The organism is Actinoallomurus acaciae (genome assembly GCF_042429965.1).
In the GTDB taxonomy this organism is placed as follows: domain Bacteria; phylum Actinomycetota; class Actinomycetes; order Streptosporangiales; family Streptosporangiaceae; genus Actinoallomurus; species Actinoallomurus acaciae.
Genome location: NZ_JBHLZP010000069.1, coordinates 1 through 24,219 on the forward strand (window position 1 = coordinate 1; position 24,219 = coordinate 24,219).

A 24,219-nucleotide genomic window follows, 5' to 3' on the forward strand; every position below is an offset into this window, starting at 1 on the left:
CGACCGTGCCGCTGCTGGTGCTCGTCGTCACGGCCGGCGTGGCGGCCGGAGGCTGGCTGGGCGGCCGGGGCATGGCGTGGTCGGGGCCGATCCTGGCGCTGGCGTCGCTGCTCCTGGCGGTGGGCGCCGGATCCGGCCGACCGGCGGGACTGGTGGCGGTCGCGATGGCGTTCGGCGCCTTCCAGTGGGCGATCGTCGCCGCCGACCTGAGACTGCAGGAACGCATCTCCGACGGTGCGCGGGCCACCCTCACCTCGGTCGCGGGCTTCGGCACCGAGGCGGTGGCGGTCCTGACCTTCGCCGCCTACGGGCTGGGCTCCGCCCACCTCGGCGCCGGCCCGCTGTTCGCCCTGGCCGCCGTGCCGTACGCGATCGTGGCAACGGCCATGTGGCGGAACCGGGACTGAGCCATGTGACGGAGCCGGGGCAGGGCCGTGTGACGGGGGCTGGGCGGAGCCGTTGCCGCGCGTTCGTCGCGCCGGGCGAGGGCGCCCGAGCGCCTTCTGGAAGGATGAAGGGCGAGAACGCGAGTCTCTGGAGGACGCCGTGACGGTTTCGCTGCCCATCGCGCCGGAGGCCAACGCGCTGCTCAACCGCAGCCCGCTGGCCCTGCTGATCGCGATGCTGCTGGACCAGCAGGTGCCGCTCGAACGCGCGTTCGCGGCCCCCGCCGACCTGGCCCGCCGGCTGGGCCACGACCCGTCGGCCGAGGAACTGGCCGACTACGACCCGGACAAGCTCGTGGCCGTCTTCGGCGAACGCCCGGCACTGCACCGCTTCCCCAAGGCGATGGCCGCGCGGGTACAGGCGCTGTGCCAGGTCCTGGTCGACCGCTACGACGGAGACGCGTCCCAGGTCTGGACGGGAGCGGCGACGGGCCCGGATCTGCTGAAACGCGTGGGCGAACTGCCGGGCTTCGGCGAGCAGAAGGCCAAGATCTTCGTCGCCCTGCTGGGCAAGCGACTGGACGTCCGCCCGGAGGGCTGGCGCGAGGCGGCCGGCCCGTACGGCGAGGAGTCCTCCCACCGCTCGGTCGCCGACATCGTCGACGAGGAGTCGCTGGGCCTGGTACGCAGCTACAAACAGCAGCTGAAGGCCGCCGCGAAGAAGAAGTAGCCCGCCCGAGCGGATCTGGGTTAGCGGTGAGGGGCCCGGGGTCTTCGGGGGTGACGGGGATGTGGCTCCGTCGGCCTACCGGCCCGGGCCCGACCTACGCGCGGACGCGGGTGCGCTCGCGAGCGAGCGCACCCGCACGTTCCTGTCCCGCCGACCTACGCGTGGGGGCGCTGCCGCCGTGGCGCGCGCTGACCGGCGACGCAAGCCGACCAGCCGACCGGCCTCTCGCGGCACAGCTCCGCAGCGCGGCGAACACATCACCCCGCCGACGAACAGGCCGCCGATGCCGCCGCCGCAGGCGGCGCACTGCCGGGACAGCGCCAGGCCCACGCCGCCGGGGCCGCCGGACAACTGCCGCCGGTCGATACGTCGGCACCGGCCAGCGGTCGGGCCGCGCGAGGAGGGCCACGCCGCAGGGTGGAGTCGCCCCTCCCCGCCGTGGCACGTCCCGTCCGGCCGGTTCGGTCGGCGACTCTTACGACACTCAGTCCAAGATCACCGATGGGGACGTCGTTCCGATGGCCTGACCTGTATGACGACTGGCGCCCCCGGGGCGCCTGCCCATGCGTGGATCTGTCGGCCCGGGGACGGTCTCGCTTGTGAGGGGCGGCCACGCTCGTGCGAGCCAATAGAGGCGTTGACGTGCTGTTCTGCCCGCAGGCCGATCTCCCCGACAGGACTTACACGCTGCCCGGGTCATCTCTCACCCCGGGCGTCGACACCCACAGGACATCAACGCCGCCGCCGTTCTCAGCCCCCCAGGCGCAAGGCCGCCGCTCGCATGCTCACCCCTCCCGGTTCGGGGAGACGCCCTTCCCTGCCCGGGTCGTGCTCCCTGCCCGGGCCATGCTCCCTGCCCGGGCCATGCCCCTCCCCGCGGGGCCTCCCCCCGCGGGGCCTCCCCCCGCGGGGCCTCCCCCCGCGGGGCCTCCCCCCGCGGGGCCTCCCCCCGATCTCATTGTCCAGCGCGGCGGGCTAACCAGGGAAGACCGGCCGTTCGGCTGTGGATAACCCTGTCCGGGCAGTGTGTTCCGTCGCGGACACCCTCCTCGGCGCGCCCTCCAGGGCGTCGCCTCCAGAGACGCGTGTCGCCGGTCGCTTCCGGTGTCCGGCACCGTGCCGATTCCGGCCACGGCCCTGTCCCGCCCTGAGACACGCCCGGCGGCTGGTCGGCCGCACCGTACACGCCGCGACCCCCACAGGCACGTGCGTATGCACGTGCAGCCACACATGTGCAAACGTCGCCGTCGAGGTCACGGCCGTCATTCCGCCCCCGTGCGGGGCATCGGCGAAAAGATGAGCTAATTAAGAATTGCCGATATTCGCCATTACGGTGTCCGTATCTCATCTCACACCGCATCCGTACTGATGAAACCACCTACACGGCGGACACGGGACTCGCCGAGATCGGGGATCTCGCCCGCTGCGCCCCTGCTGGCGCTTATCATCTCTTCCTGCCGGATGCGCGGTCTCCTACCGTGCCGCCGGCCGGGCGGGTATGGGCCGTGTTCGTGAGCGGCTGACGATAACGATGCCGAACGGGACTTCCGTCGGCGGCGAACCATCGAGATGATGAAAACCTGACTCCGAGCGGTGTTGTGATGGAGGACGGGAGCGCTAGCCTGCTCCCATTCACCCATAGTGATGCGGAAATGCCTAGCAGTAGGGCCGGGCGCGCGACGGAGGTGTCTAGCATGAGCGCCGATACGTCCGTGCCGCATCCCCGGCTCTCCGGTCTCGACGCGTCGGACTCGGCGCTGTTCGCCACATTGCTACGGGAGGCTCCGATCGGGTTCGCGCTCTTCGATACCGACCTGCGTTTCAAGCGGGCCAACCAGTCGCTGGCCCGCCTGCACGGAGTCGCCGTCGCCGACCTCGAGGGCAAGAAGCCGTCCGAGGTCCTCTCCGAGAAGTACGGCGAGATCGTCGAGACCGCCGTACGCAAGGTCGTCGACGAAGACCGTCCGGTGCTCGACGTCGACCTGGAGATCGGCGGGCGGCACTGGGCGTACTCCTGGTTCCCGGCGCACGCCGCCGACGGCGAGATCACCGGTGTCGTCCTCGTCGTCGTGGACGTCACCGACCGCGTGCTCGCCGAGACCGCGATCCGCCGCAAGGAGGAGCGCTACCGCTCCCTGGTGGAGGCCAGCTCCCAGGTCGTCTGGGTGACCATGCCGACCGGGGAGGTCGTCGACGACGCCCCCGAGTGGCGCGCGATCACCGGCCAGACGCACGAGGAGTACGCCGCCGCCGGCTGGCTGGGCGCGGTGCACAGCGAGGACCGCGCCCGCATCGAGGAGGCCTGGCAGGCCTGCGTCACCGGTGACCGGATCTTCGAGGCGACCTACCGCATCCGTACGCGCGCCGGCGGCTACCGCAACTACGACGTACGCGCGGTGCCGATCCGCCGCGACGGCGAGATCGTCGAGTGGGTCGGCGCGAACACCGACGTCACCGGCAAGCGCGAGGCCGAGGAGATGCGCGGGCGGCTCACCGAGCAGCTCTCCGCCGCGGCGCTGCGCACCGCACGGCTCCAGCAGGCCACCTCGATGCTGGCCGAGGCGCTGACGGTCAACCAGGTCGTCGCCGTGATCACCGAGGTCGGCCGGTCCGCGATCGGCGCCGACCGTTCCGCGGTGGCGCTTCTCGACGACGACAAGGTGCGCCTTCACACGATCACGCCGGGCGGCATTCCCGAGCTTCCGGGGCCGGCCCGCGAGGAGATCGGCGTCGAGGACCCGAGCGTCATGTCGGTCGCCGTACGCGAGCGGCGCCCGTTCCTCGCCGAGAACCCCACCAGCCTGCGCCTCCAGATCCAGGCCGAGGAGATCGACGCGTTCGTCCAGGTCACCGACGAACGCGCCTGGGTGGGCCTGCCGCTGCTGGCCGCCGGTCGCGCGCTCGGCGCCCTCCGGTTCTCCTTCACCCGGCCGCGCGAGATCACCGAGGAGGAGCGGGTCTTCCTCGAGGCGCTCGCCGGCCAGTGTGCGCTGGCGGTCGAGCGCGCGACGCTGTTCGAGCGCGAGCACAAGACCGCCGAGGCGCTCCAGCGCAGCCTCCTGCCGGACCGGCTGCCCCAGCTTCCGCCCATGCGGCTCGCCGCCCGCTACCAGCCCGCGACGCGGCACGTACAGGTCGGCGGCGACTGGTACGACGCGTTCCCGCTCCAGGACGACCGGGTGGCGATCGTGATCGGCGACGTCATGGGCAAGGGCGTGAAGGCCGCGGCCGGAATGGGCCGCGTACGCAACGCCCTGCGGGCCCTCGCGCTCAACGACCCGAGGCCCGCCGCGGTCCTGTCGGGACTCGACCGGCTCTTCTCGGCCACCGAGGGCATGGAGCAGATCACCACGCTGGCGTACGCCGTGATCGACCCGGCCACCGGCGAGGGCGTGATCAGCAATGCGGGCCATCTGCCGCCCTTGCTGATCTACCCGGACCGGCGTCCGGAGGTCAGCACCTCCGAGGCCGGAACGCCGCTCGGCTGGCCCTCACAGCGACATCAGACAAAGTTTTCCGTTCCACCCGGCAACACTGTGGTGTTCTACTCCGATGGACTTGTGGAGAACCGAAGACGGGGACTCGACGCCGGCCTCGATGAGATCGTGGCCATCGCCGCAGATGCTCCGCCCGAGGTGCTCGCGGATCCTGAGATACTTGTCGACTTCCTGGTGGATCGGATGCTGGCCGGGTATGACCATGATGATGACGTGACCGTACTTGCCCTACATGTTCCGCCGAAGACGGCGTAGCACGTACGAAGGACCACCCCGAGCCCTCTAAGGTGGTGGTCACCGGGCCGGACTCCACCGTGCGGAATAGGCAGGCGTGCCAGAATGCTAGATCGAGAGGGGTACGCTGCTCAACGCAAAGCTTCCAAGGGGCCGGCGCCCGATACAGCACTGGGTCAACATAGCCACACGTTCGTTCGAGAGGTGTTTGTGTCGCCTGCGAGTTCGACCTCCAAGCCGTCCGAGCTGCACGAGAGCGTTGTCAGGCAATTGATCGAGCGTGGGCGAAACCAGGGCTACCTCGAGGCTGACGATGTGCGCCGTGCGTTCGAGGAGGCCGACATTCCCGTGTCGAAGGCCTCGAGCATCTTGCGGAGTCTTAGCAAGGAGGGTGTGACCGTCATGGTGAGCGCTGCCGACTCCGCGGCGCCGAAGCGCGCGCGCAACAGCAGCAAGCGTGCGACGCCCGCGACCAAGAAGACCAAGACGACCGCCGCCACCAAAGAGCAGGACTCGGTGACCGCCGTCGTCGACGAGGATGCCTCCGAGGTGCCGGTGAAGCCTGCCCGCGCCAAGAAAAGTGCCGCCAAGCCCAAGAAGGCCACCCCGAAGAAGAAGGCCGCTCCCCAGCCCGTCGCCAAGGCCGCGAAGGAGCCGGAGGACGGGGACGACGACGTCGACCTCGAGGTCACCGACATCGACGAGGCGGACCTGAACGACCTCGGTGACGACGTCGAGGCCGCCGACCTGGAGACCGAAGACTCCGACGAGTCCGAGGAGACCGAGGACTCCGCCCCGTCGGAGTCCGAGCCTGAGGAGGCCCCCGCTCCCGTAGCGGAGAAGAAGGGCCCGACCTCGGAGGACGAGTCGTTCGTCATCGGCGACGACGACGAGGACGCCCCGGCGCAGCAGATCGCGGCCGCCGGCGCGACCGCCGACCCGGTCAAGGACTACCTCAAGCAGATCGGCAAGGTCCCGCTCCTCAACGCCGAGCAGGAGGTCGAGCTCGCCAAGCGCATCGAGGCCGGCCTGTTCGCCGAGGAGAAGCTCGCGCTCGAGCGGGCGTCCCTGGAGTTCCAGGTGCTCGACGACCTCGAGTGGATCGCCGAGGACGGCCGCCGTGCCAAGAACCACCTGCTCGAGGCCAACCTCCGTCTCGTCGTCTCCCTCGCCAAGCGCTACACCGGTCGCGGCATGCTGTTCCTGGACCTCATCCAGGAGGGCAACCTCGGCCTGATCCGCGCCGTCGAGAAGTTCGACTACACCAAGGGTTACAAGTTCTCCACCTATGCCACCTGGTGGATCCGGCAGGCGATCACCCGTGCGATGGCCGACCAGGCCCGTACGATCCGCATCCCGGTCCACATGGTGGAGGTCATCAACAAGCTGGCCCGCGTCCAGCGCCAGATGCTCCAGGACCTCGGCCGCGAGCCGACCCCGGAGGAGCTGGCCAAGGAACTCGACATGACGCCGGAGAAGGTCGTCGAGGTCCAGAAGTACGGCCGTGAGCCCATCTCGCTGCACACGCCTCTCGGTGAGGACGGTGACAGTGAGTTCGGTGACCTCATCGAGGACTCCGAGGCGATCGTGCCGGCCGACGCGGTGAGCTTCACGCTGCTGCAGGAGCAGCTGCACTCGGTGCTCGACACCCTCAGTGAGCGCGAGGCGGGCGTGGTCTCCATGCGGTTCGGCCTCACGGACGGACAGCCGAAGACCCTCGACGAGATCGGCAAGGTCTACGGCGTGACCCGCGAGCGGATCCGCCAGATCGAGTCGAAGACCATGTCGAAGCTCCGGCACCCCTCGCGGTCTCAGGTGCTGCGCGACTACCTCGACTGAGTTCGAGAGATCTCGAACGCCGAAGGGCCCGCACCGAGTCGGTACGGGCCCTTCGGCGTCGTGCTTCCCGCTTCGGGGGGTGCTCGCGGCTCAGGCGATGACGTCGACGTCGGTGCCGTTGAGCTCGGCGGCGTACCCCAGGTCCACCAGGGTCTTCACCAGCTCCTCCGGCGTCGCCGGGTCGGCGGCGTTGCGCAGCAGGTCACGGGCCACGGCGCCGCGGGTGGCCTTGGCCATGTGGCTGACCACCGTCCGGCGGCCGTCGTGTTCACGGAAGACGCGGATCCGCACCGCCTCCGGCCGCCACGCCGCCGCGTACGGGGCCGACCGCATGTCGACGATGAGACCGCCGGTCGGCAGCGCGCCGGTCAGGACAGGGCGCCAGACGGCCGCCAGAGCGCCCAGACGGGGCAGCCGTGCTCCCATGGCCAGCCGGTACGGGGGGACGCGGTCGGTGATCCTCAGCGCGCCCCAGAGGCCGGAGAAGATCAGGATCGAGCGGGCCGCGCGGTCGGGGTCGAGGCCGGCGAGGCCGAGGTTGTCATACAGCACGCCCGTGTAGAGCCGGGCCGCCGGCAGCGTCGGCGCGTGCCGCAACTCCCGGTTGCGCGCGATCTCCCCGGCCTGGCCGGGCGACAGGCCCAGCAGCTCACGTGCGCGGGTCTCGCGGCCCGCGCAGAGCCTCTCCAGAGCGGTGAGCACGCGTTCGCGTGTCCGGGTGAGCTCCGGAAGGCTCAGGGCCGCCAGATCGAGCGGCGGCCCGTCTCCCTCGGTCGCCTTGCCCTCGGACGGCGGCAGCAGGATCAGCATCGTCCCCCCAGTACGCGATGCGGCGTGCGCGAGACGGCGACCACCCGTACGGGCGGCCGCCGTCTCATCGGTTATGGGTATGGCTGGCCTGGGCTACCGCTCTTCTTCAGTGGTCGCGGCGGTGGGGGTCTCAAGCAGCCGGTCGGTTTCGTCATGAATCTCAGCGCCCGCGGCACGGAGGGACTCACCGTACTTGCGGCCGTGGTGGGCGCAGAACAGCAACTCGCCGCCGCCCGCGAGGATCGCGCGGACATAGGCCTGGGCACCGCAGCGGTCGCAGCGGTCCGCGGCCGTCAGCGGCTTGGTCGGGGCAAGAGCTCCAGTCACGTCGCCTTCCTCGTCTCGGGGTCGGTCGCTTAGGACAACATCTAACCGGACGTGAGCGTTCCCATGCGGGTTCTGTGTACGCCGAGAGCGGAATAACCCCGGAGGTGACAAAGGTCACCCTCGCGGTCAATGTTCAGATTTGTTCCCAACGGAAGACGCGGACCGCGATGATCGTCGCGACCAGCGCGAAAGCCAGCAGGATGCCGATCTGCGGGAGCACGGAGGCCGGTCCGGCGCCTCGGGCCATGACCTTCAGCATGCCATCGTTCAGGTGGCGCAGAGGGAAGATCTCCGAGACGACACGCAGCCATTTTGGCGCCTGATCGACGGGGAAGAACGACCCGCCGAGGAACGCCATCGGCAGCACGACCATCTGGCTGACCGCCTGCGCGGTCTCCTGCGTCTTGGCCCACGCTCCGATCAGCATGCCGATCGCCAGGAACGCCAGCACCCCGCACAGCACGATCGGGATCGCCATCCACCAGTAGTGCGACAGCCTCAACCCGAAGAACGGCAGGGTGGCCACGCCGATGAACAGCACGGTCTGCACCAGCGCCGTGCCCAGGCTGACCGCGACCCGCGCGGCGAAGACCGTACGGATCGGCACGGGGGACAGCCGAAGGCGGCGCAGAATGCCTTTCGTGCGCCATGTGACGAGTGTGGTGGACGCGCCGAACATGCCCGCCGAGGCGAGCGCCCAGCCGAGCACACCCGGGGTGATGTACTGGATCGCCTTCAGGGACTTGTCCTCCACCTGCTCCGCCCGCAGGTGATACTTCGGAGACTGTCCGGATGCGGCCTGGTTCGCGGCCTGTACGAGGCCGTCGACCTGGCCCTGGACGGTGCCCGACTTCACCTGGTCGGCCGCGGAGAAGTGGACGACGACCTGGTCACCGACCTGTTCGAGCGCGGCGTCGTAGTCGCCCTTCCTGACCTTCTCCAGGGCCGCGTCCCGATCGGTGATCTTGGTGATCTTCAGCGACTTCTCGAAGCCGGCGCGCATGTCCGCCGGCATCTGCTCGACGACACTCACCGAGCCGATCTCCAGCACCTTCGACCGGGGCGTCGACTGCTTGGCGAACAACCCGCCGATGGCCACCAGGAACAGCAGCGGCAGCGCGATCGTGAAGAACAGCGCGCCCCGGTCACGGCGGAAACCGAGGAACATCGCCCGCGCCAGGCTCTTGAAGCTGCTCATGAGACCTCCTTCGTCGGAGGGGTGACCAGAGGCGCTGTGCTGCCGATTCGCTCACTGCGTTCACTCATGAGACCTCCTTCGTCGGAGGGGTGACCAGGGGCGCTGTGCTGCCGATTCGCTCACTGCGTTCGCTCATGAGACGCCCTTAGCTGGAGGAGTGGGGTGGACCCGCCCGTTCACGCGCGGTACTCCCGTCCGGTCAGTTCGAGGAAGACGTCCTCGAGCGTGGATCCCTTGATCTGGACGCCGTCCAGCGCACCGCGTTCGGACAGCGCCCGGACCACCTTCGGGGCGTCCCGCGTGGAGATGGTCAGCGAGACCTGGTCGTCGGTCACCTCGTCCGCGCCCGGGAGCCCACGCGCCTCGTCGGCGCTCAGCGTCCCGCTGGACACGCTGACGCGCGCGGCGGCGTCCAGGTCGCGTACGAGCGCCGCCGGCGGGCCGCTGCGCAGGATCCGGCCGTGGTCCATGATCGCGACGCGGTCGCAGAGGATCTCGGCCTCGTCCATGTAGTGGGTGGTGAGGACGATCGTGCGGCCGTCGGTGTTGATCGCGCGCAGGACGTCCCAGAGGTTGCGGCGGGCCTGCGGGTCGAGCGCCGCGGTGGGCTCGTCCAGGAACACCAGCTCCGGCTCGTGCACGAGCGCGCAGGCGATCGACAGGCGCTGCGCCTGTCCGCCGGACAGCTTCTCCACCTGAGTGTCGGCCTTGTCGCCCAGGCCCACGGTCTCGAGCATCGCGTCCGCCCTGCGGCCGGAGGCGCCGTACAGGGAGCCGAACGTCCGCAGCTGCTCCCGGGCGGTGAGCCGCTCGAAGAAGGCCGACGCCTGCAACTGCACGCCGATCCGCGGCAGCAGCGCGAGGTTGCGCGGCCAGGGGGAGTGCCCGAACACCGAGATCTCCCCGCCGTCGGCCTGACGCAGGCCCTCGATGATCTCCAGTGTCGTGGTCTTGCCGGCTCCGTTCGGGCCCAGAATGCCGAAGAACTCCCCGGCCTCGACGGTCAGGGAGACTCCGTCGACGGCGTTCACGTCGCCATAGCGCTTGCGCAGGTCATTGGCGACAATCGTGTTGGACATGGCCAGGACACTAGGGGCGCGTATCCGGACATAGCCACCTACGAAAGGTGGACGTTCGTGATCTGCAACCACCGGTGGAGGGCGGACGGAACGGCGCGCCGGTCGGCTACTGTCGGCGCTGACGGGTAGCCTGCTGCCGCACGTCCTACCCCCGAGGAGCAAAGCCCTTGACCGCCGCCACACTCACCGCTGAGGATCCGCACGGGTACACCGCGCGGCACCTTTCGGTGCTCGAAGGACTGGAGGCCGTACGCAAGCGGCCCGGAATGTACATCGGGTCGACCGACAGCCGCGGTCTCATGCACTGCCTCTGGGAGATCATCGACAACTCCGTCGACGAGGCTCTCGGTGGGCACTGCTCGCGCATCGAGGTCACACTGCACGCCGACGGCTCGATGGAGGTCGGTGACGACGGGCGAGGCATCCCCGTCGACGCCGAGCCCAAGACCGGGCTGACCGGCGTCGAGCTCGTGATGACGCGGCTGCACGCCGGCGGCAAGTTCGGCGGCATCTCCTACACCGCCTCCGGCGGCCTGCACGGCGTGGGCGCCTCGGTGGTCAACGCCCTGTCCGTACGCCTCGACGTCGAGGTCGACCGCGACGGGCACACGCACGCGATGAGCTTCAAGCGCGGGCTGCCCGGCGACTTCGCCGGCGACGGTCCCGACGCCAAGTTCACCAAGAGGCCGGCCAAGCGGCACGAGCTCCACCAGGTCAAGCGGGTCGCCAAGCGCATCACCGGCACGCGCACCCGCTTCTGGCCCGACCGTCAGATCTTCCTGAAGGACGCGTCGATCAGCGGCGACACCGTCGTCGACCGGATGCGCCAGACCGCCTTTCTCGTGCCGGGCCTCACCATCGCCGTACGGGACGAGCGCGGCGAGGAGGTCGCCGAGCACGAGTTCCGCTTCGACGGCGGCATCAGCGAGTTCTGCGACCACCTGGCCATCGACGAGCCGGTCTCCGACGTGCTGCGCCTGCAGGGCCGCGGCCACTTCACCGAGACCGTCCCGGTCCTCGACGACCAGGGCCACCTCACGCCGACCGACGTCGAGCGCGACATCGACGTCGACGTCGCGCTGCGGTGGGGCACCGGCTACGAGACGATCACCCGGTCGTTCGTCAACGTGATCGCCACGCCCAAGGGCGGCACCCACGTCGCCGGCTTCGACCGGGCCATGGTCAAGGTGCTGAACGACCAGCTCCGCGCCACCAAGCTGATGAAGAACGGCGACGACCCGGTCATCAAGGACGACGTCCTCGAGGGCCTCACCGCCGTCGTGACCGTACGCCTGCCCGAGCCGCAGTTCGAGGGCCAGACCAAGGAGGTTCTGGGCACCTCCGCGGCCACCCGCATCGTCTCCCAGGTCGTCGCGCGTGAGCTGAAGGACGCGTTCGACAACCCCAAGCGCGGCCAGAAGCAGCAGATGCGCGCCGTGCTGGAGAAGGTCGTCTCGGCCTCCAAGGCGCGCATCGCCGCCCGTCAGCAGCGAGAGAACCAGCGCCGCAAGAGCGCCCTGGAGAACTCCGCGCTCCCGGCCAAGCTGGTCGACTGCCGCACCGCCGACGACCGCAGCGAGCTGTTCATCGTCGAGGGAGACTCGGCGCTCGGCACCGCCAAGCTGGCGCGCGACTCCGAGTTCCAGGCGCTGCTGCCGATCCGCGGCAAGATCCTCAACGTGCAGAAGGCCTCCGTGGCCGACATGCTGAAAAACGTCGAGTGCGCCTCGATCATCCAGGTCCTCGGCGCCGGCTCGGGCCGCACCTTCGACCTCGACTCGGCCCGCTACGGCCGCATCATCTTGATGGCCGACGCCGACGTCGACGGCGCGCACATCCGCTGCCTGCTGCTGACGCTGCTGCACCGCTACATGCGTCCGATGCTGGAGGCGGGCCGCGTCTTCGCCGCCGTGCCGCCGCTGCACCGCATCGAGCTGACCAACCCCAAAAAGGGCCAGGACAAGCACGTCTACACCTACTCCGACGCGGAGCTTCGCAAGAAGCTCGTGGAGTTCGAACGCCGCTCGGTCCGGTGGAAGGAACCCATCCAGCGCTACAAGGGCCTCGGTGAGATGGACGCCGACCAGCTGGCCGAGACCACGATGGACCCGCGTCACCGCATGCTTCGCCGCATCCGCATCGAGGACGCCGAAGAGGCCTCGGGCATCTTCAACCTGCTGATGGGCTCCGAGGTGGCCCCACGCCGCGAGTTCATCTCCGGCGGCGCCTCCGAGCTCGACGAGGCCCGCATCGACATCTGACCCGGCTCCACCCGAGGGTGGAGCCGGGCAAGCTCCATCCGCGCGGCGATCCGTACGGGCCCGGCGATTCCTACCGTTGAGACCATGCATGAGGCTCTCAATGGACTGATCATCGTCGCCGTCGTCGCACTCGTGATCGTGCGCCGGTTCACCCGGCGGCGGGTCGATGAACGGCGGTTGCTGGTGATTCCGCTCGTCATCGGCGTCATCGGCATCGCGCAGGGCAGGTTGATCGACACGCATCACGCCGAGCTCAGCGCCGGCCTGCTCGCCGCCGAGGTCGTCGCGGCTCTGCTGCTCGGGCTCGGCCTCGGGGCGACCATGCGCGTGTGGCGAGAGGCGGACGGTTCCCTGTGGAGCCGGGGGACCTGGGCGACCTTCGGGGTGTTCGTGGCGTCCATCGTCGTACGCGGTGGTCTGTACGCCATCGGGTACGCGGCGGGAGCCCGGCCCGGCAGTGGAACGGTGCTCATCTCGGTCGCGGCCTGGCTGCTCGCCCAGAACGCGGTCATCGGCTGGCGGTCCCGTGAACTCCCGGGCAGGGTTAGCGTTCAACCGTGATGGCAGAGTTTCGGAGCCGGTTCGTCGCCTGGCTGGGGCCGGCATGCCGGTCCGCCGCCTCGCCGGACCCCGCCGAGGGGCCCTGGCGAGACGGCCGGTTCCTGCGGGTCGGCCTCGTCTTCGCCGGCGTGGTCTGGTTCCTGTACGCGATGCTGAACGCCCAGGGACTTTCCGGCCCGCCGTACACGGGGCTGCGAGGCACCGACCTGTGGATCGCCGGAGGAGCGTTCGCGGGGGCCGGATGCTTCATCCTCGGGCTGGTCATGCGGTGGCGCTCCTCGGAGTACGGCTGGATCTTCTTCCTGGTCGGCGCCGGCATCGGCGCCGCGCTGTACATCGGGGCGGCGAAAGGCCCCAGCAGCACCCTGATCCTGGCCTGCGTCGGCTTCACCGGTTCGGCCGCCTCGTTGCCGCGCTCCGGCTCCGTGGCCGTGGTCGGGTCGGTCGGCATGCTGGTCGGCGTTCTCGTTCAGGGGCGTCCGGCCGGGGAGCTGTGGACGATCGTCGGGATGCTCGGGATGTTCGTCGGCATCCGGGCGGGGCACATGCGCGAGGCGGCGCGGCAGACCGAGCGGCAGAACCTCATCCTGGCCGAGCGCTCCCGCATCGCCCGGGAGATCCACGACATCCTCGCGCACTCGCTGTCCGCCCAGCTCGTCCACCTGGAGGGGGCGCGGCTGCTCATGGTCAGCGGCCGTATGGACGAGGCGCTCGGCCGGGTCGAACGCGCCCGCGGCCTGGCCCGCAGCGGCCTGGAGGAGACGCGGCGCGCACTCGCCACCCTGCGCGGCGACATCCCGCCGATGGACGTGGTGTTGCGCGAGCTCACCGACGAGCACCGGCTCCTCGCCGACGCCGTCTGCGAGCTGAAGATCGAGGGCGAGCCCCGGGAACTGGAGGCGAAGGCGAGCCTCGCCGTGATCCGCACCGCGCAGGAGGCGCTGACGAACACCCGCAAGCACGCGCCGGGCGCGGCGGTCATGGTCGCGCTGCGCTACATCGACGGGTGGTGCGAGTTGGAGGTCACCGACGCGGGCGGGGAGCCCGGCCCGCTCGCGGGGAGCGGCGGGGGATACGGTCTGGTCGGAATGCGTGAGCGCGCCGAGCTGATCGGCGGCACACTGGAGGCGGGTCCGGTGGAAGAGGGGTTCAAGGTGCTGCTGCGGGTACCACTGTGACGCGCGTCCTGGTGGTCGATGACCAGACCGTCGTACGCGACGGGCTGGTGCTGCTGCTCGGCCTGCTGCCGGGCCTGGAGGTCGTCGGATCCGCGGGGGACGGCGAGGAGGCCCTGCGCCTGGTCGCCGAACACCGCCCCGACGTGGTCCTGATGGACCTCCGCATGCCACGCGTGGACGGCGTCGAGGCCACCCGGCGCATCAAGACGGAGTACCCGGCGGTGCAGATCGTCGTCCTGACGACGTACAGCGACGACGAGTCGGTCTTCGCCGCCCTCCAGGCGGGCGCCCGGGGCTACCTGACCAAGGACGCGGGCGCGGACGAGATCGCCCGAGCGATCGACGCGGTACGCGGCGGCGACGCCCAGCTGGACCCGTCGGTCCAGCGCCGCCTGGTCGACGCCCTGGCCACCGGCGGCCAGCCGTCCCGCCGCCGCCGGAGAGACCTGCCGGACGGCCTGACCCAGCGCGAGGCCGAGGTCCTGACGTTGATCGCCGCGGGCCGCTCGAACGCCGAGATCGCCCGCGAGCTGTTCATCAGCGAGGCCACGGTCAAAACCCACATCAACAACCTCTTCGCCAAGGCCGGCCTACGCGACCGCGCCCAGGCCGTGACGTACGCGTACCGCAAAGGCCTCGCCGACCTGGCCTGACCCTCGGGGCGGTTTTCCTGATTCGGGGCCTGTGGATCATCACCGTCGACCGACCTGTCCTCTCGGCGGACGCTCCCACACTCGGCAGGCGTAAGCGCGTCGCCGCCCAGCCGGCCGCCAGACTGACGCGGGCGTCTCCACCGAAACCACGACGTTCGCGGGGCGCGGCCCACGCAGGCCGGTGGAGCGCGCGCCCGGGGTACCACGGTCCAGCTTTTCCCTCGCCGTCGGCTCTCCCGGATGTCATCTCGCACTCCTCGAACGGACGCCGTCCCCAGGCCGACCTGGAACCGTACGTGTGGGACACGGGTTCACCGCCGACGGCTACCACGACCTGGTCGGCTGGCGCGATCAAGCAGCCGGGCCCGGAGGCGGAGTCATTTTGCGAGGGCCCGCCGGCCGTGTGCCGTGGAGTGCCGTGCCCCGCCGCCCGACGGCTGGGGCGGTGAGCCGCTGATCCGTACGGTCATGGGCAAGAGTGCGTAGATCCTTGCGACGCCGGGCGACGCGGGAGGACAAGAAGTGATCAGTCGACTACTGTGCGTTATGCCTCTATGTGAATGCTTTCTCAAGGAGAACCGGCGTGCGAAAGACCTTCATGATCGCTGAATGCCTCCGCCGTTACGCCTGGTGGCGTCTCAACCGTTCCGATGACCACGACGAGGGTCGCAACGCGCGGAGCGCGGTCGCGCTGCTCAACGCCGCGGCACATGCCGCCGAGCTCCCCGAGAGCGCGCCGATCATCGACCGCCTGTGCGAGGCCGGCACCTTCACCGAGAAGGAGTTCCGCCTCCCGCTACCCGCCGAACGCGTCGTACGCTTCTGGCACTACGAGGAGCCGGGCGGCACCCCGGACGACCTCCTCGAGGCGATCGCGGCCATGGCCGAGCCGCCGAAGATCCCCGCCCAGCGCGACGGCGAACAGCCCCTGCACCGCTGACCCCACCACACACGCGGAGCCACCCGCCGTCGACCGTGCCCCCAGACCCACCGGCGCGCGGCGTCGACCGACCGCGGCGGCGGGGTGGGACCATCGCTCCACACAACGGGCCAGCCCGGCCGGACCAGGGCACACGCTCCCACCGACGGCGCGCACCCACTGACGGCGCACACACCAAGATCGCGTCCGGTCAGGGGGCACCCTGCCTCAGCGCCGTATCACGCTCTGCGCTGTGCCACGCTCTGCGCTGTGCCACGCTCTGCGCTGTGCCACGCTCTGCTGGCGTGCTGGCGTGCTGGCGTGCTGGCGTGCTGGCGTGCTGGCGTGCTGGCGTGCTGGCGTGCTGGCGTGCTGGCGCGCTGGCGCGCCGCCGCTCGCCGCCGTGTCGCCGTGCGCCGTCACCGTGCCGTGCATTGCCCTGGAGAGCCATGCCTGCCCGCGCCATTACGGCGGGCGTGGCGCGGTACGGCCTCCCCTGACCACCGGCTCGCTGCCGCTGGGGCTGAGCGGAAACCTCCACTTCTACCTGCGTTCGCAGCGGGTCTCCAACCACCGGTCCAAGCACAGGTGTACGAGGGCGAGGCTCGGCCGAATCATGGCGCGGATCCGGGCCGGTGTGCCCCCGGCCCCGCCTGGGTTGGGTTACTCCGAGCCGCGCTGAGGGCCGCCGGGCCTGCCCACGCCGTCGTGGCGTGGCCGGTGGTGGAGTTGGCGCGGCGTGTGGTGCCGGGCTCCAGTGAAGTGCGGCGCCGGGCCGATGTGCCTTTGACCTGGGCTGGGTTGGAGCGGGTTGTGACCTGGGCTGGGTCGGGGCGGGTTGCCTGTTCCTCGCCTCGCCTCGCCTCGCGTCGTCGGGTCTGCGCGCGCCGTTGTGGCGTGACGTGCTTTTGGCCCGGCCTGATTGGCGGCGTGTCACCCGTGCCTTGCCTCGGGCCACGGTGCCTGTTTGCGCCGCAGCAGCGTGATGCGCTTCCGATTTGGTCCGGTTGAGGCGGGCTACCTGTGTTTTGTCGAGGATCGTCGGTTCTGTAAATGCTGTGGCTGTGGCCGTGGTGAGGCAAGCGCGGCATGTGGTGGCGGGCCCCCGAGTGAAGTGTGGTGCTGGGCCGATGCGCTTTTGGCTCGGCTTTGAGGCGGGTTATCCCTGTCTTGCCAAGGGGCCGCCAGATCTGCCCGCGCCCTCGTGGCGTGGCCATGGTCGGGTGAGCGCGGCATGTGGTGGCGGGCCCGAGTGAAGTGTGGTGCTGGGCCGATGCGCTTTTGGCCCGGCTTGGGGTGGATTACCCCTGTCTCGCCAAGGGGCCGCAGGATCTGCCCGCGCCGTCGTGGCGTGGCCGTGGCGGAGTTGGCGGGGGCAGGTGGCGGGCTTCAGCGAAGTGTGGCGCCGGGCCGATGTGCCTCTGGCCCGGGCAGGTCGGGGCGGGTTACCCGTGTCTTGCCTCGCGCCGCCGTGCCTGTTTGCGTCGCTGCGGCTGCGGTGGGTCGGCTTGGCGGGTGGTGGCGGGCTTCCCGGAAGCATGGCGGCCCGACCTGGGGCAGTCCGTGTTCTGTCCTCGGGGGCCGTGCCTGCCTGCGCCGCCGTGCCTGCCTGTGTCGGCGTGCCTGCCTGTGTCGGCGTGCGTGCCTGCCTGTGTCGGCGTGGCGGTTGGGTTGGTGCGTGGTGGCGGGTTGCGGTGAAGCATGGCGGCGGGTGCGGGCCGGAGCGTTCCGGCCCGCACCCGCGCGGGTTACTCCGCCGACTCCGCCGAGTCCGCCGACTCCGCAGGCTGGGGCGGTGCATCGGCTGAGGACGTGCCGACCGGGCCGCTGATCGCGGTGATCGGGGACGGGAGTTTTACGCCTGAGCCGTCGCGGCGGCCCAGTTCGGTCGGGAGGTCCAGCGGTTTGCCCGTCATGCCCGAGGCCTTGGCCGGGGTCGGGCCGGCCCAGGCGAGGATCAGGACGTCTTCGCCCTTGAGGAAGCGGTGGGCGCGGACGCCGCCGGTGGCGCGGCCCTTGGCCGGGTATTCGGCGTAGTCGGCGACCTTGATGGCGCCCGTCTGGGTGCCGGGCAGGGCGGTGGAGCTGCCCGCGATCGTGACCACGCGGGACTCCAGGTCGCCGTCCAGGGCGCCGAACCAGATGGCGCGGGCGCCCGCGTTCAGCCGGACGCCGGCCATGCCGCCCGCCGCGCGGCCCTGGGGGCGGACGCTGGAGGCGGGGAAGCGCAGCAGCTGCGCGTCACTGGTGATGAACACCAGCTCGTGGTCCTCGGACTCGAGTTGCAGCGCGCGGACGACCCGGTCGCCGTCCTTGAGGCCGATCACCTCGAACTCGTCGGCGCTCTTCGGGTAGTCGGGGGCGACGCGTTTCACCACGCCCTGTTCGGTGCCGATCGTCAGTCCGGGGGAGTCGAGTGACGCCAGGCCGACCACCGTCTCGTCCTTGTCCAGCGAGACGAACTCACTCATCGGCGCGCCGCCCGCCAGCGACGGCGGGGCGGCCGACGTCGGCAGCGCGGGCAGGTCGAGGACGTCCACCCGGATCAGCCGGCCCGCGCTCGTCACCGCGCCGACCTGGCCGCGTGCGGTCGCGTTCACGATCGACACGATCACGTCGTGGGGCGCGCGCGCCCCCTCGCCCGGCAGCGGCTCGAGCGACGTCGTACGGGCCAGCAGACCGGTCGAGGACAGCAGCACCCGGCACGGGTCGTCGGCGACCTCCAGCGGCACGGCGGCCGTCCTGGTCTGGCCCGAGGACTCCAGGAGCACGGTGCGGCGCGGCGTGCCGTACGTCTTGGCGATCTCGGCCAGCTCGGAGGAGACCAGCGCGCGCAGCTTGGTCTCCGACTCCAGGATCGCGGTCAGTGCGGCGATCTCGCGGGTGAGCCGCTCCTTCTCGTTCTCCAGCTCCAGCCGGTCGTACTTGGTCAGGCGGCGCAGCGGCGTGTCGAGGATGTACTGCGCCTGGATCTCCGACAGCTCGAACGTGCCCATCAGGCGGGTCTTCGCCTCGGCCGAGTCCTCGCTCTCGCGGATGACCCGGATGACCTCGTCGATGTTGAGCAGCGCGATGACGAGGCCGTCGACGAGGTGCAGGCGGTCCTCGCGCTTCTTGCGCCGGAACAGGCTGCGGCGGCGTACGACGTCGATGCGGTGGTCGACGTACACCTGGAGCAGTTCGCGCAGCCCCAGCGTGCGCGGCTGTCCGTCGACGAGGGCGACGTTGTTGATGCCGAAGGTCTCCTCCATCGGCGTCAGCCGGTAGAGCTCCTCCAGCACCGCCTCGGGGTGGAAGCCGTTCTTGATCTCGATGACCAGGCGGAGGCCCTGCTGCCGGTCGGTGAGGTCCTTCAGGTCGGAGATGCCCGAGATCTTCTTGGCGTTGACGAGGTCCTTGATCTTGGAGACGACGCGCTCGGGGCCCACGGCGTACGGGAGCTCGGTGACGACGATGCCCTTGCGGCGCGGCGTGACGCTCTCGATGTGGGCGGTGGCGCGGGTGCGGAAGATCCCACGGCCGGTCTCGTACGCGTCGCGGATGCCCTCCAGGCCCACGATCTTGCCGCCGGTCGGCAGGTCGGGACCGGGAACGAAGCGCATCAGGTCATCGAGTGACGCCTCGGGGTTGTCGATCAGGTGCCGCGCGGCGGCGATCACTTCGCCGAGGTTGTGCGGCGCCATGTTGGTCGCCATGCCGACCGCGATGCCCGAGCTGCCGTTGACCAGGAGGTTCGGGAACGCCGAGGGCAGCACCTCCGGCTCCTGCTCCTGGCCGTCGTAGTTGGGCCGGAAGTCGACGGTCTCCTCGTCGATGCTCGACACCATGAGGGCGGCCTCGCGCGACATGCGGGCCTCGGTGTACCGCATCGCGGCGGGCGAGTCGTCGCCGCCGAGCGAGCCGAAGTTGCCGTGCCCGTCGACGAGTTGCATCCGCATCGACCACGACTGCGCCAGGCGTACGAGCGCGTCGTAGATGGCCGAGTCGCCGTGGGGGTGCAGCTTACCCATCACCTCACCGACGACGCGGGCGCACTTGACGTGGCCGCGATCGGGCCGCAGGCCCATCTCGTTCATCGAGTAGAGGATGCGGCGCTGTACGGGTTTGAGCCCGTCGCGCGCGTCGGGGAGCGCCCGCTGGTAGATGACCGAGTAGGCGTACTCGAGGTAGCTGCCCCGCATCTCCTCTGAGACATCGACGTCAACGATGTTCTCTTCGAAATCCGGCGGGGGAGGGGTCTGCGTGCCGCGTCGTGCCATAACTGTCATTGTGACGGGTCGGCCCGACAGGTTGCGCCGTGGACGTCGGCGTGCCGCGGACCCATGGTGGATGATAACCGCGGATCCGTCTAAGAACTGGGGAGTGCCGCATGTACGCCGACTTCCAGAACGAGATCTATCTCAGCGGTCTCACCGGCGTCGTTCCGTCGCTGCCGACCGACCTGACGCGTCTCGAACCCCTGGCCAAGGAGAAGCTCTCGCGCGAGGCGTACGCCTATGTCGCGGGCTCGGCCGGCACGGGTGACACGGCGCGGGAGAACCGCGAGGCGTTCCGGCGACGGCGGCTGGTGCCACGCATGCTGGCCGGCCACACGACCTGCGACCTGACGACCCGGGTGCTCGGCGAGACGCTGCCCGTCCCGGTGCTCCTCGGTCCCGTCGGCGTCCTGCGCCAGCTGCACCCGGACGGCGAGCTGGCGGTCGCGCGGGCGGCCGAGGCGATGGGCGTCACCATGGTGCTGAGCACGGCCGCCTCGCACACGATGGAGGAGGTCGCGGAGGTGGCCGGGCCGCGGTGGTACCAGCTGTACTGGCCGAACGACCGGGACCTGGCGATCAGCTTCCTGGACCGGGCGAAGGCGGCCGGCTACACGGCGCTCGTCGTCACGCTCGACACGTTCACGCTCGCCTGGCGGCCGCGCGACCTCGACAACGGCTACCTGCCGTTCCTGCGCGGCCTGGGCAACCAGAACTACTTCGCCGACCCGGTCTTCTCCGCCGGCGCGGGGGACGACCCGATCCTGCACTGGGCCGCGTTGTTCGGCAACCCGTCGCTGACCTGGGACGACCTCGTATTCCTGCGGGAGCACTGGGACGGCCCGATCGCGCTCAAGGGCATCCAGGACACCGAAGACGCCCGCCGCGCGGTCGACGCGGGCATGGACGGCATCGTCGTCTCCAACCACGGCGGACGCCAGGTCGACGGCGCGGTCGGCGCCCTGGACGCGCTGCCGCCGATCACCCACGCCGTCGGCGACCAGATCGACGTGCTGTTCGACAGCGGGATCCGCTCCGGCGCGGACGTGGTCAAGGCCCTCGCGCTCGGCGCCAAGGCGGTGCTGGTGGCCCGCCCGTACGCGTACGGGCTGGCGCTGGCGGGTGAGGCGGGCGTACGGCACGTGCTGCGGTGCCTGCTCGCCGAGACCGAGCTGACGCTGCGGCTGTCCGGCCACGGCGACGTGACCTCGCCGTCGCTGGACATCCTGCAGAACGTCACCTAGCCGACCCGGTCGCACCACGACCCGGCGGCCGATCTAAGGAAGGTCATAGGTTGATTTAACGAACATCCGTATTGCCGCGACCATGCTCGCGGGCCATGATCTTCCTGCTCAGACGTGGTCTGCCCGTCCTCGCCGCCCTGCTGGTTCTCGTGCTCGGGACGGCGTGCTCGAACGGTACTCCGGAGGCCGGCCCGCAGCAGTACTCGTCGACACCGCTGCCCACCGTGACGGCGTCGGCGTCGCCCACGTTCTCCTCGTCCGCGCGCGATCGGCTGACCCGGAGGCTGAGCGACGATCTCGGCGCCAACGCGGCGCGGTTCTCCCTGTCGATACGCGACCGGACGACGGGGATCTCCTACACCTACCACCCGAGTGTCCGGGTCGCCACGGCGAGCATCATCAAGGTCGAGTTCCTCATCGGGCTCCTGCTCAAGGCGCAGAAGGAGGGCCGCGGCCTCACCGCGGCGGAGAAGAGCCTCGCGCAACCCATGATCCACGTGAGCAGCAACGAGGCGGCGACCTCGATCTTCACCGAGATCGGCGGGTACCCGGGCTTCAACGCCGTGAGCCGGAGACTGGGCCTGAGGAACACGACGCCCGGCACCGGCGGCTGGGGCACGACCATCACCAGCGCGCAGGACCAGATCAGGGTCCTGGGCGCGCTGACCTCCTCGCACGGCCCGCTCACCGCCGCCGGCCGCCGGTACGTGCTGGGCCTCATGGCCGATGTGGCCTCCGATGAGAACTGGGGCGTGAGCGCCGCCTCCGCCCCGGGCGAGACCTTCGCGGTGAAGGTCGGCCTGCTGTCCCGCACGGTGGACGACGGCACCTGGATCGTGAACTGCATCGGGCGCGTGGTGAACGGCGGGCACACGTTCCTGATCGCCGCCATCTCCGATCGCAACGTCGAGATGCGAGGCGGCGAGCAACGGATCGAGGACGCCAGCAGGCTCGCGGTGTCCGCGATGCTCAAGGCGGAGCGCTGAGCCCGGCCGGGATCACCCAATAGTGCGATGAAAGTCGAACTTAGGGCAGATCTGACTATGCTTAACGGGTGAGCGAAGAGGCGATCCACCCCCCGAGGGAGGAGTTGAGCCTGCCCAAGGTGCTGGCGGCGCTGGCCGACCCCGCGCGCCTGGCGACGGTGCGCACGCTGGCCCGCGTCGGCGAGTCCTCCTGCGGGCAGATCCAGCACGACGCCGGCCTGGTGGTCAGCAAGTCCACGATGTCCCACCACCTGCGCATCCTGCGTGAGGCGGGCATCACGCACTCCCGTGTCCAGGGCGCCCGCCGCCTCCTCACGCTCCGCCGCGACGACCTCGACGCCCGGTTCCCGGGCCTGCTCGACGCCGTCATCCAGCCCGAGCTCGCCGCACTCCACTGAGCCGAGATCCGCTGAGGGGTGTCACGACCGACGGCGGGGACTGATACCAAGGACCCATGGTCGACGACATCGGGTTGAGGGAACGCGCCGAGACGCGCCTGCGCGAGCTCGCCGGGGAGCGCGCCCGGCTCCGTGAGGACCAGTGGACCGCGATCCACGCCCTGGTCGTCGAGCGACGACGCGCCCTCGTCGTCCAGCGCACCGGGTGGGGCAAGTCGGCGGTCTACTTCGTCGCCACCGCCCTGCTGCGCGAGCGCGGCGCCGGCCCGACGGTGATCGTCAGCCCGCTGCTCGCCCTCATGCGCAACCAGATCGCCGCCGCCGAGCGGGCCGGCATCCACGCCGCCACGATCAACTCCTCCAACACCGACGACTGGGAACGGATCTTCGCCGACGTCCAGGACGGCGCGGTCGACCTGCTGCTCGTCAGCCCCGAACGCCTCAACAACCCCGACTTCCGCGACCAGGTGCTGCCCAAGCTCGCGGCCGGTGCGGGGCTGGTGGTCGTCGACGAGGCCCACTGCATCTCCGACTGGGGTCACGACTTCCGGCCCGACTACCGCCGGCTCCGCACGCTCTTCGCCGACCTGCCGCCCGGCGTCCCGGTGCTGGCCACCACCGCGACCGCCAACGCGCGCGTGACCCGCGACGTCGCCGACCAGCTCAGCGCCGGAGACGAGACGCTCGTCCTGCGGGGGCCGCTCGACCGCGAGAGCCTGCACCTGTCCGTCGTGGACCTGCCGGGCGCCGAGCACCGGCTGGCCTGGCTCGCCGAACGGCTCGCCGAGCTGCCCGGATCCGGCATCGTCTACACGCTCACCGTCGCGGCGGCGCACGAGATCGCCGCGTTCCTGCGCGACCGCGGATACCCCGTCGCCGCCTACACCGGCCAGACCGAGCAGGCCGAGCGCCTGCAGGCCGAACAGGACCTCCTCGACAACAAGGTCAAGGCGCTCATCGCGACCAGCGCCCTGGGCATGGGCTTCGACAAGCCCGACCTCGGCTTCATCGTGCACGTGGGCGCCCCGCAGTCGCCGGTCGCCTACTACCAGCAGATCGGCCGCGCCGGCCGCGGTGTCGAGCGGGCCGAGGTGATCCTGCTGCCGGGCACCGAGGACCGCGAGATCTGGGCGTACTTCGCCGGCCTGGCCTTCCCCGCCGAGCAGGTCGTACGCCTGGCGCTCGGCGTGCTGGAGGAGGAGGGAACGCTGTCCACGGCCGCCCTGGAGACACGCGTCGACCTGGGGCGCAGCCGTCTGGAGATGATGCTGAAGGTCCTCGACGTCGACGGTGCCGTACGGCGGGTGCGCGGCGGATGGACCGCCACCGGCCGGCCGTGGGCCTACGACCGCGAGCGGTACGAGCGCGTCGCGGCCGAGCGCTCCCGCGAGCAGCGCGCCATGCTCGACTACGAGGCGACCGGCGACTGCCGCATGGAGTTCCTCCGCCGCGAGCTGGACGATCCCGACGCCGTCCCGTGCGGCCGCTGCGACAACTGCACCGGCCGCCACCGTTCCGCGGAGGTCTCCGACGCCGGCGCGGCGTCCGCCCGTGACCGGCTGAGCCGCCCGGGCGTCGAGGTGACGCCGCGCCGCATGTGGCCCACGGGGATGAAGGCCGAGGGCATCGCGGGCCGGATCCCGCCGGGCCTGCAGGCCGAGCC

17 protein-coding genes and 1 pseudogene are annotated in these 24,219 nt (G+C 70.5%); 13 read left to right on the plus strand and 5 right to left on the minus strand.

Annotated features, from left to right (window positions below):
- The 4 genes and pseudogenes from ACFFNX_RS12365 to ACFFNX_RS12380 form a co-directional block, all read left to right on the plus strand.
- Positions 1–407, plus strand: a pseudogene (locus ACFFNX_RS12365) (MFS transporter); the annotation flags it as partial.
- Positions 408–546: 139 nt separating this feature from the next.
- Complete coding sequence (locus ACFFNX_RS12370) at positions 547–1,116, plus strand: HhH-GPD-type base excision DNA repair protein (RefSeq protein WP_378199723.1); 570 nt, start codon at positions 547–549, stop codon at positions 1,114–1,116.
- Positions 1,117–2,810: 1,694 nt separating this feature from the next.
- Positions 2,811–4,868, plus strand: a complete 2,058-nt coding sequence (locus ACFFNX_RS12375; protein WP_378199726.1) for a SpoIIE family protein phosphatase — start codon at positions 2,811–2,813, stop codon at positions 4,866–4,868.
- Positions 4,869–5,057: 189 nt separating this feature from the next.
- Positions 5,058–6,686: an RNA polymerase sigma factor gene (locus ACFFNX_RS12380; RefSeq protein ID WP_378199729.1), complete on the plus strand. Its 1,629-nt coding sequence runs from the start codon at positions 5,058–5,060 to the stop codon at positions 6,684–6,686.
- A gap of 90 nt (positions 6,687–6,776) precedes the next feature.
- Here the strand turns inward: ACFFNX_RS12380 and ACFFNX_RS12385 are convergent, their stop codons facing one another.
- The 4 genes from ACFFNX_RS12385 to ACFFNX_RS12400 all read right to left on the minus strand — a co-directional run bounded on the left by ACFFNX_RS12385 (position 6,777) and on the right by ACFFNX_RS12400 (position 10,100).
- Positions 6,777–7,496, minus strand: a complete 720-nt coding sequence (locus ACFFNX_RS12385; protein WP_378199732.1) for a YaaA family protein — start codon at positions 7,494–7,496, stop codon at positions 6,777–6,779.
- Between the two features lie 93 nt (positions 7,497–7,589).
- Positions 7,590–7,823 (minus strand): DUF7455 domain-containing protein, encoded by a 234-nt coding sequence (locus ACFFNX_RS12390; protein WP_378199735.1) that lies wholly within the window; start codon positions 7,821–7,823, stop codon positions 7,590–7,592.
- Between the two features lie 133 nt (positions 7,824–7,956).
- Positions 7,957–9,021, minus strand: coding sequence for an ABC transporter permease (locus ACFFNX_RS12395; protein WP_378199738.1), 1,065 nt, complete (start codon positions 9,019–9,021; stop codon positions 7,957–7,959).
- A gap of 176 nt (positions 9,022–9,197) precedes the next feature.
- Positions 9,198–10,100: an ABC transporter ATP-binding protein gene (locus ACFFNX_RS12400; RefSeq protein ID WP_378199741.1), complete on the minus strand. Its 903-nt coding sequence runs from the start codon at positions 10,098–10,100 to the stop codon at positions 9,198–9,200.
- A gap of 167 nt (positions 10,101–10,267) precedes the next feature.
- Here ACFFNX_RS12400 and ACFFNX_RS12405 point away from each other — a divergent pair, with 167 nt between their 5' ends.
- The 5 genes from ACFFNX_RS12405 (at position 10,268) to ACFFNX_RS12425 (ending at position 15,693) form a co-directional block, all read left to right on the plus strand.
- Entirely contained in the window at positions 10,268–12,361 is a 2,094-nt protein-coding gene (locus ACFFNX_RS12405) for a DNA gyrase/topoisomerase IV subunit B (protein WP_378199744.1), read from the plus strand.
- Positions 12,362–12,445: 84 nt separating this feature from the next.
- Complete coding sequence (locus ACFFNX_RS12410; RefSeq protein WP_378199747.1) at positions 12,446–12,922, plus strand: hypothetical protein; 477 nt, start codon at positions 12,446–12,448, stop codon at positions 12,920–12,922.
- Positions 12,922–14,100 (plus strand): sensor histidine kinase, encoded by a 1,179-nt coding sequence (locus ACFFNX_RS12415; protein ID WP_378199771.1) that lies wholly within the window; start codon positions 12,922–12,924, stop codon positions 14,098–14,100. Before ACFFNX_RS12410 ends, ACFFNX_RS12415 begins: the two co-directional genes overlap by 1 nt.
- The gene (locus ACFFNX_RS12420) at positions 14,097–14,753 is read left to right on the plus strand and encodes a response regulator (protein ID WP_378199750.1); all 657 of its coding nucleotides are present in this window, start codon (positions 14,097–14,099) and stop codon (positions 14,751–14,753) included. The genes ACFFNX_RS12415 and ACFFNX_RS12420 overlap by 4 nt, the downstream gene beginning before the upstream one ends.
- 583 nt (positions 14,754–15,336) lie before the next feature.
- The gene (locus tag ACFFNX_RS12425; RefSeq protein ID WP_378199753.1) at positions 15,337–15,693 is read left to right on the plus strand and encodes a hypothetical protein; all 357 of its coding nucleotides are present in this window, start codon (positions 15,337–15,339) and stop codon (positions 15,691–15,693) included.
- 1,727 nt (positions 15,694–17,420) lie between these two features.
- Here the strand turns inward: ACFFNX_RS12425 and ACFFNX_RS12430 are convergent.
- Positions 17,421–19,931, minus strand: coding sequence for a DNA gyrase/topoisomerase IV subunit A (locus ACFFNX_RS12430; protein ID WP_378199756.1), 2,511 nt, complete (start codon positions 19,929–19,931; stop codon positions 17,421–17,423).
- A gap of 110 nt (positions 19,932–20,041) precedes the next feature.
- Here ACFFNX_RS12430 and ACFFNX_RS12435 point away from each other — a divergent pair, with 110 nt between their 5' ends.
- The 4 genes from ACFFNX_RS12435 to ACFFNX_RS12450 form a co-directional block, all read left to right on the plus strand.
- Positions 20,042–21,172, plus strand: coding sequence for a lactate 2-monooxygenase (locus ACFFNX_RS12435; protein ID WP_378199759.1), 1,131 nt, complete (start codon positions 20,042–20,044; stop codon positions 21,170–21,172).
- Positions 21,173–21,267: 95 nt separating this feature from the next.
- On the plus strand, positions 21,268–22,158 hold the full coding sequence (locus tag ACFFNX_RS12440; RefSeq protein WP_378199762.1) for a serine hydrolase: 891 nt from the start codon (positions 21,268–21,270) through the stop codon (positions 22,156–22,158).
- Positions 22,159–22,226: 68 nt separating this feature from the next.
- Positions 22,227–22,556 carry an ArsR/SmtB family transcription factor gene (locus ACFFNX_RS12445; RefSeq protein WP_378199765.1) on the plus strand — a complete coding sequence of 110 codons (330 nt, stop codon included), beginning with the start codon at positions 22,227–22,229 and terminating at the stop codon, positions 22,554–22,556.
- Between the two features lie 56 nt (positions 22,557–22,612).
- Positions 22,613–24,219: RecQ family ATP-dependent DNA helicase (locus ACFFNX_RS12450; protein ID WP_378199768.1), on the plus strand; the 1,607-nt coding region annotated here is incomplete at its 3' end.

Excerpts from the sequence above, each read along its gene's own strand:
- ACFFNX_RS12375 (WP_378199726.1), top strand. The coding sequence starts at position 2,811 with ATGAGCGCCGATACGTCCGTGCCGCATCCCCGGCTCTCCGGTCTCGAC.
- ACFFNX_RS12415 (WP_378199771.1), top strand. The coding sequence starts at position 12,922 with ATGGCAGAGTTTCGGAGCCGGTTCGTCGCCTGGCTGGGGCCGGCATGC.
- ACFFNX_RS12395 (WP_378199738.1), bottom strand. The coding sequence starts at position 9,021 with ATGAGCAGCTTCAAGAGCCTGGCGCGGGCGATGTTCCTCGGTTTCCGC.
- ACFFNX_RS12400 (WP_378199741.1), bottom strand. The coding sequence starts at position 10,100 with ATGTCCAACACGATTGTCGCCAATGACCTGCGCAAGCGCTATGGCGAC.
- ACFFNX_RS12410 (WP_378199747.1), top strand. The coding sequence starts at position 12,446 with ATGCATGAGGCTCTCAATGGACTGATCATCGTCGCCGTCGTCGCACTC.
- ACFFNX_RS12385 (WP_378199732.1), bottom strand. The coding sequence starts at position 7,496 with ATGCTGATCCTGCTGCCGCCGTCCGAGGGCAAGGCGACCGAGGGAGAC.
- ACFFNX_RS12435 (WP_378199759.1), top strand. The coding sequence starts at position 20,042 with ATGTACGCCGACTTCCAGAACGAGATCTATCTCAGCGGTCTCACCGGC.
- ACFFNX_RS12430 (WP_378199756.1), bottom strand. The coding sequence starts at position 19,931 with ATGGCACGACGCGGCACGCAGACCCCTCCCCCGCCGGATTTCGAAGAG.
- ACFFNX_RS12440 (WP_378199762.1), top strand. The coding sequence starts at position 21,268 with ATGATCTTCCTGCTCAGACGTGGTCTGCCCGTCCTCGCCGCCCTGCTG.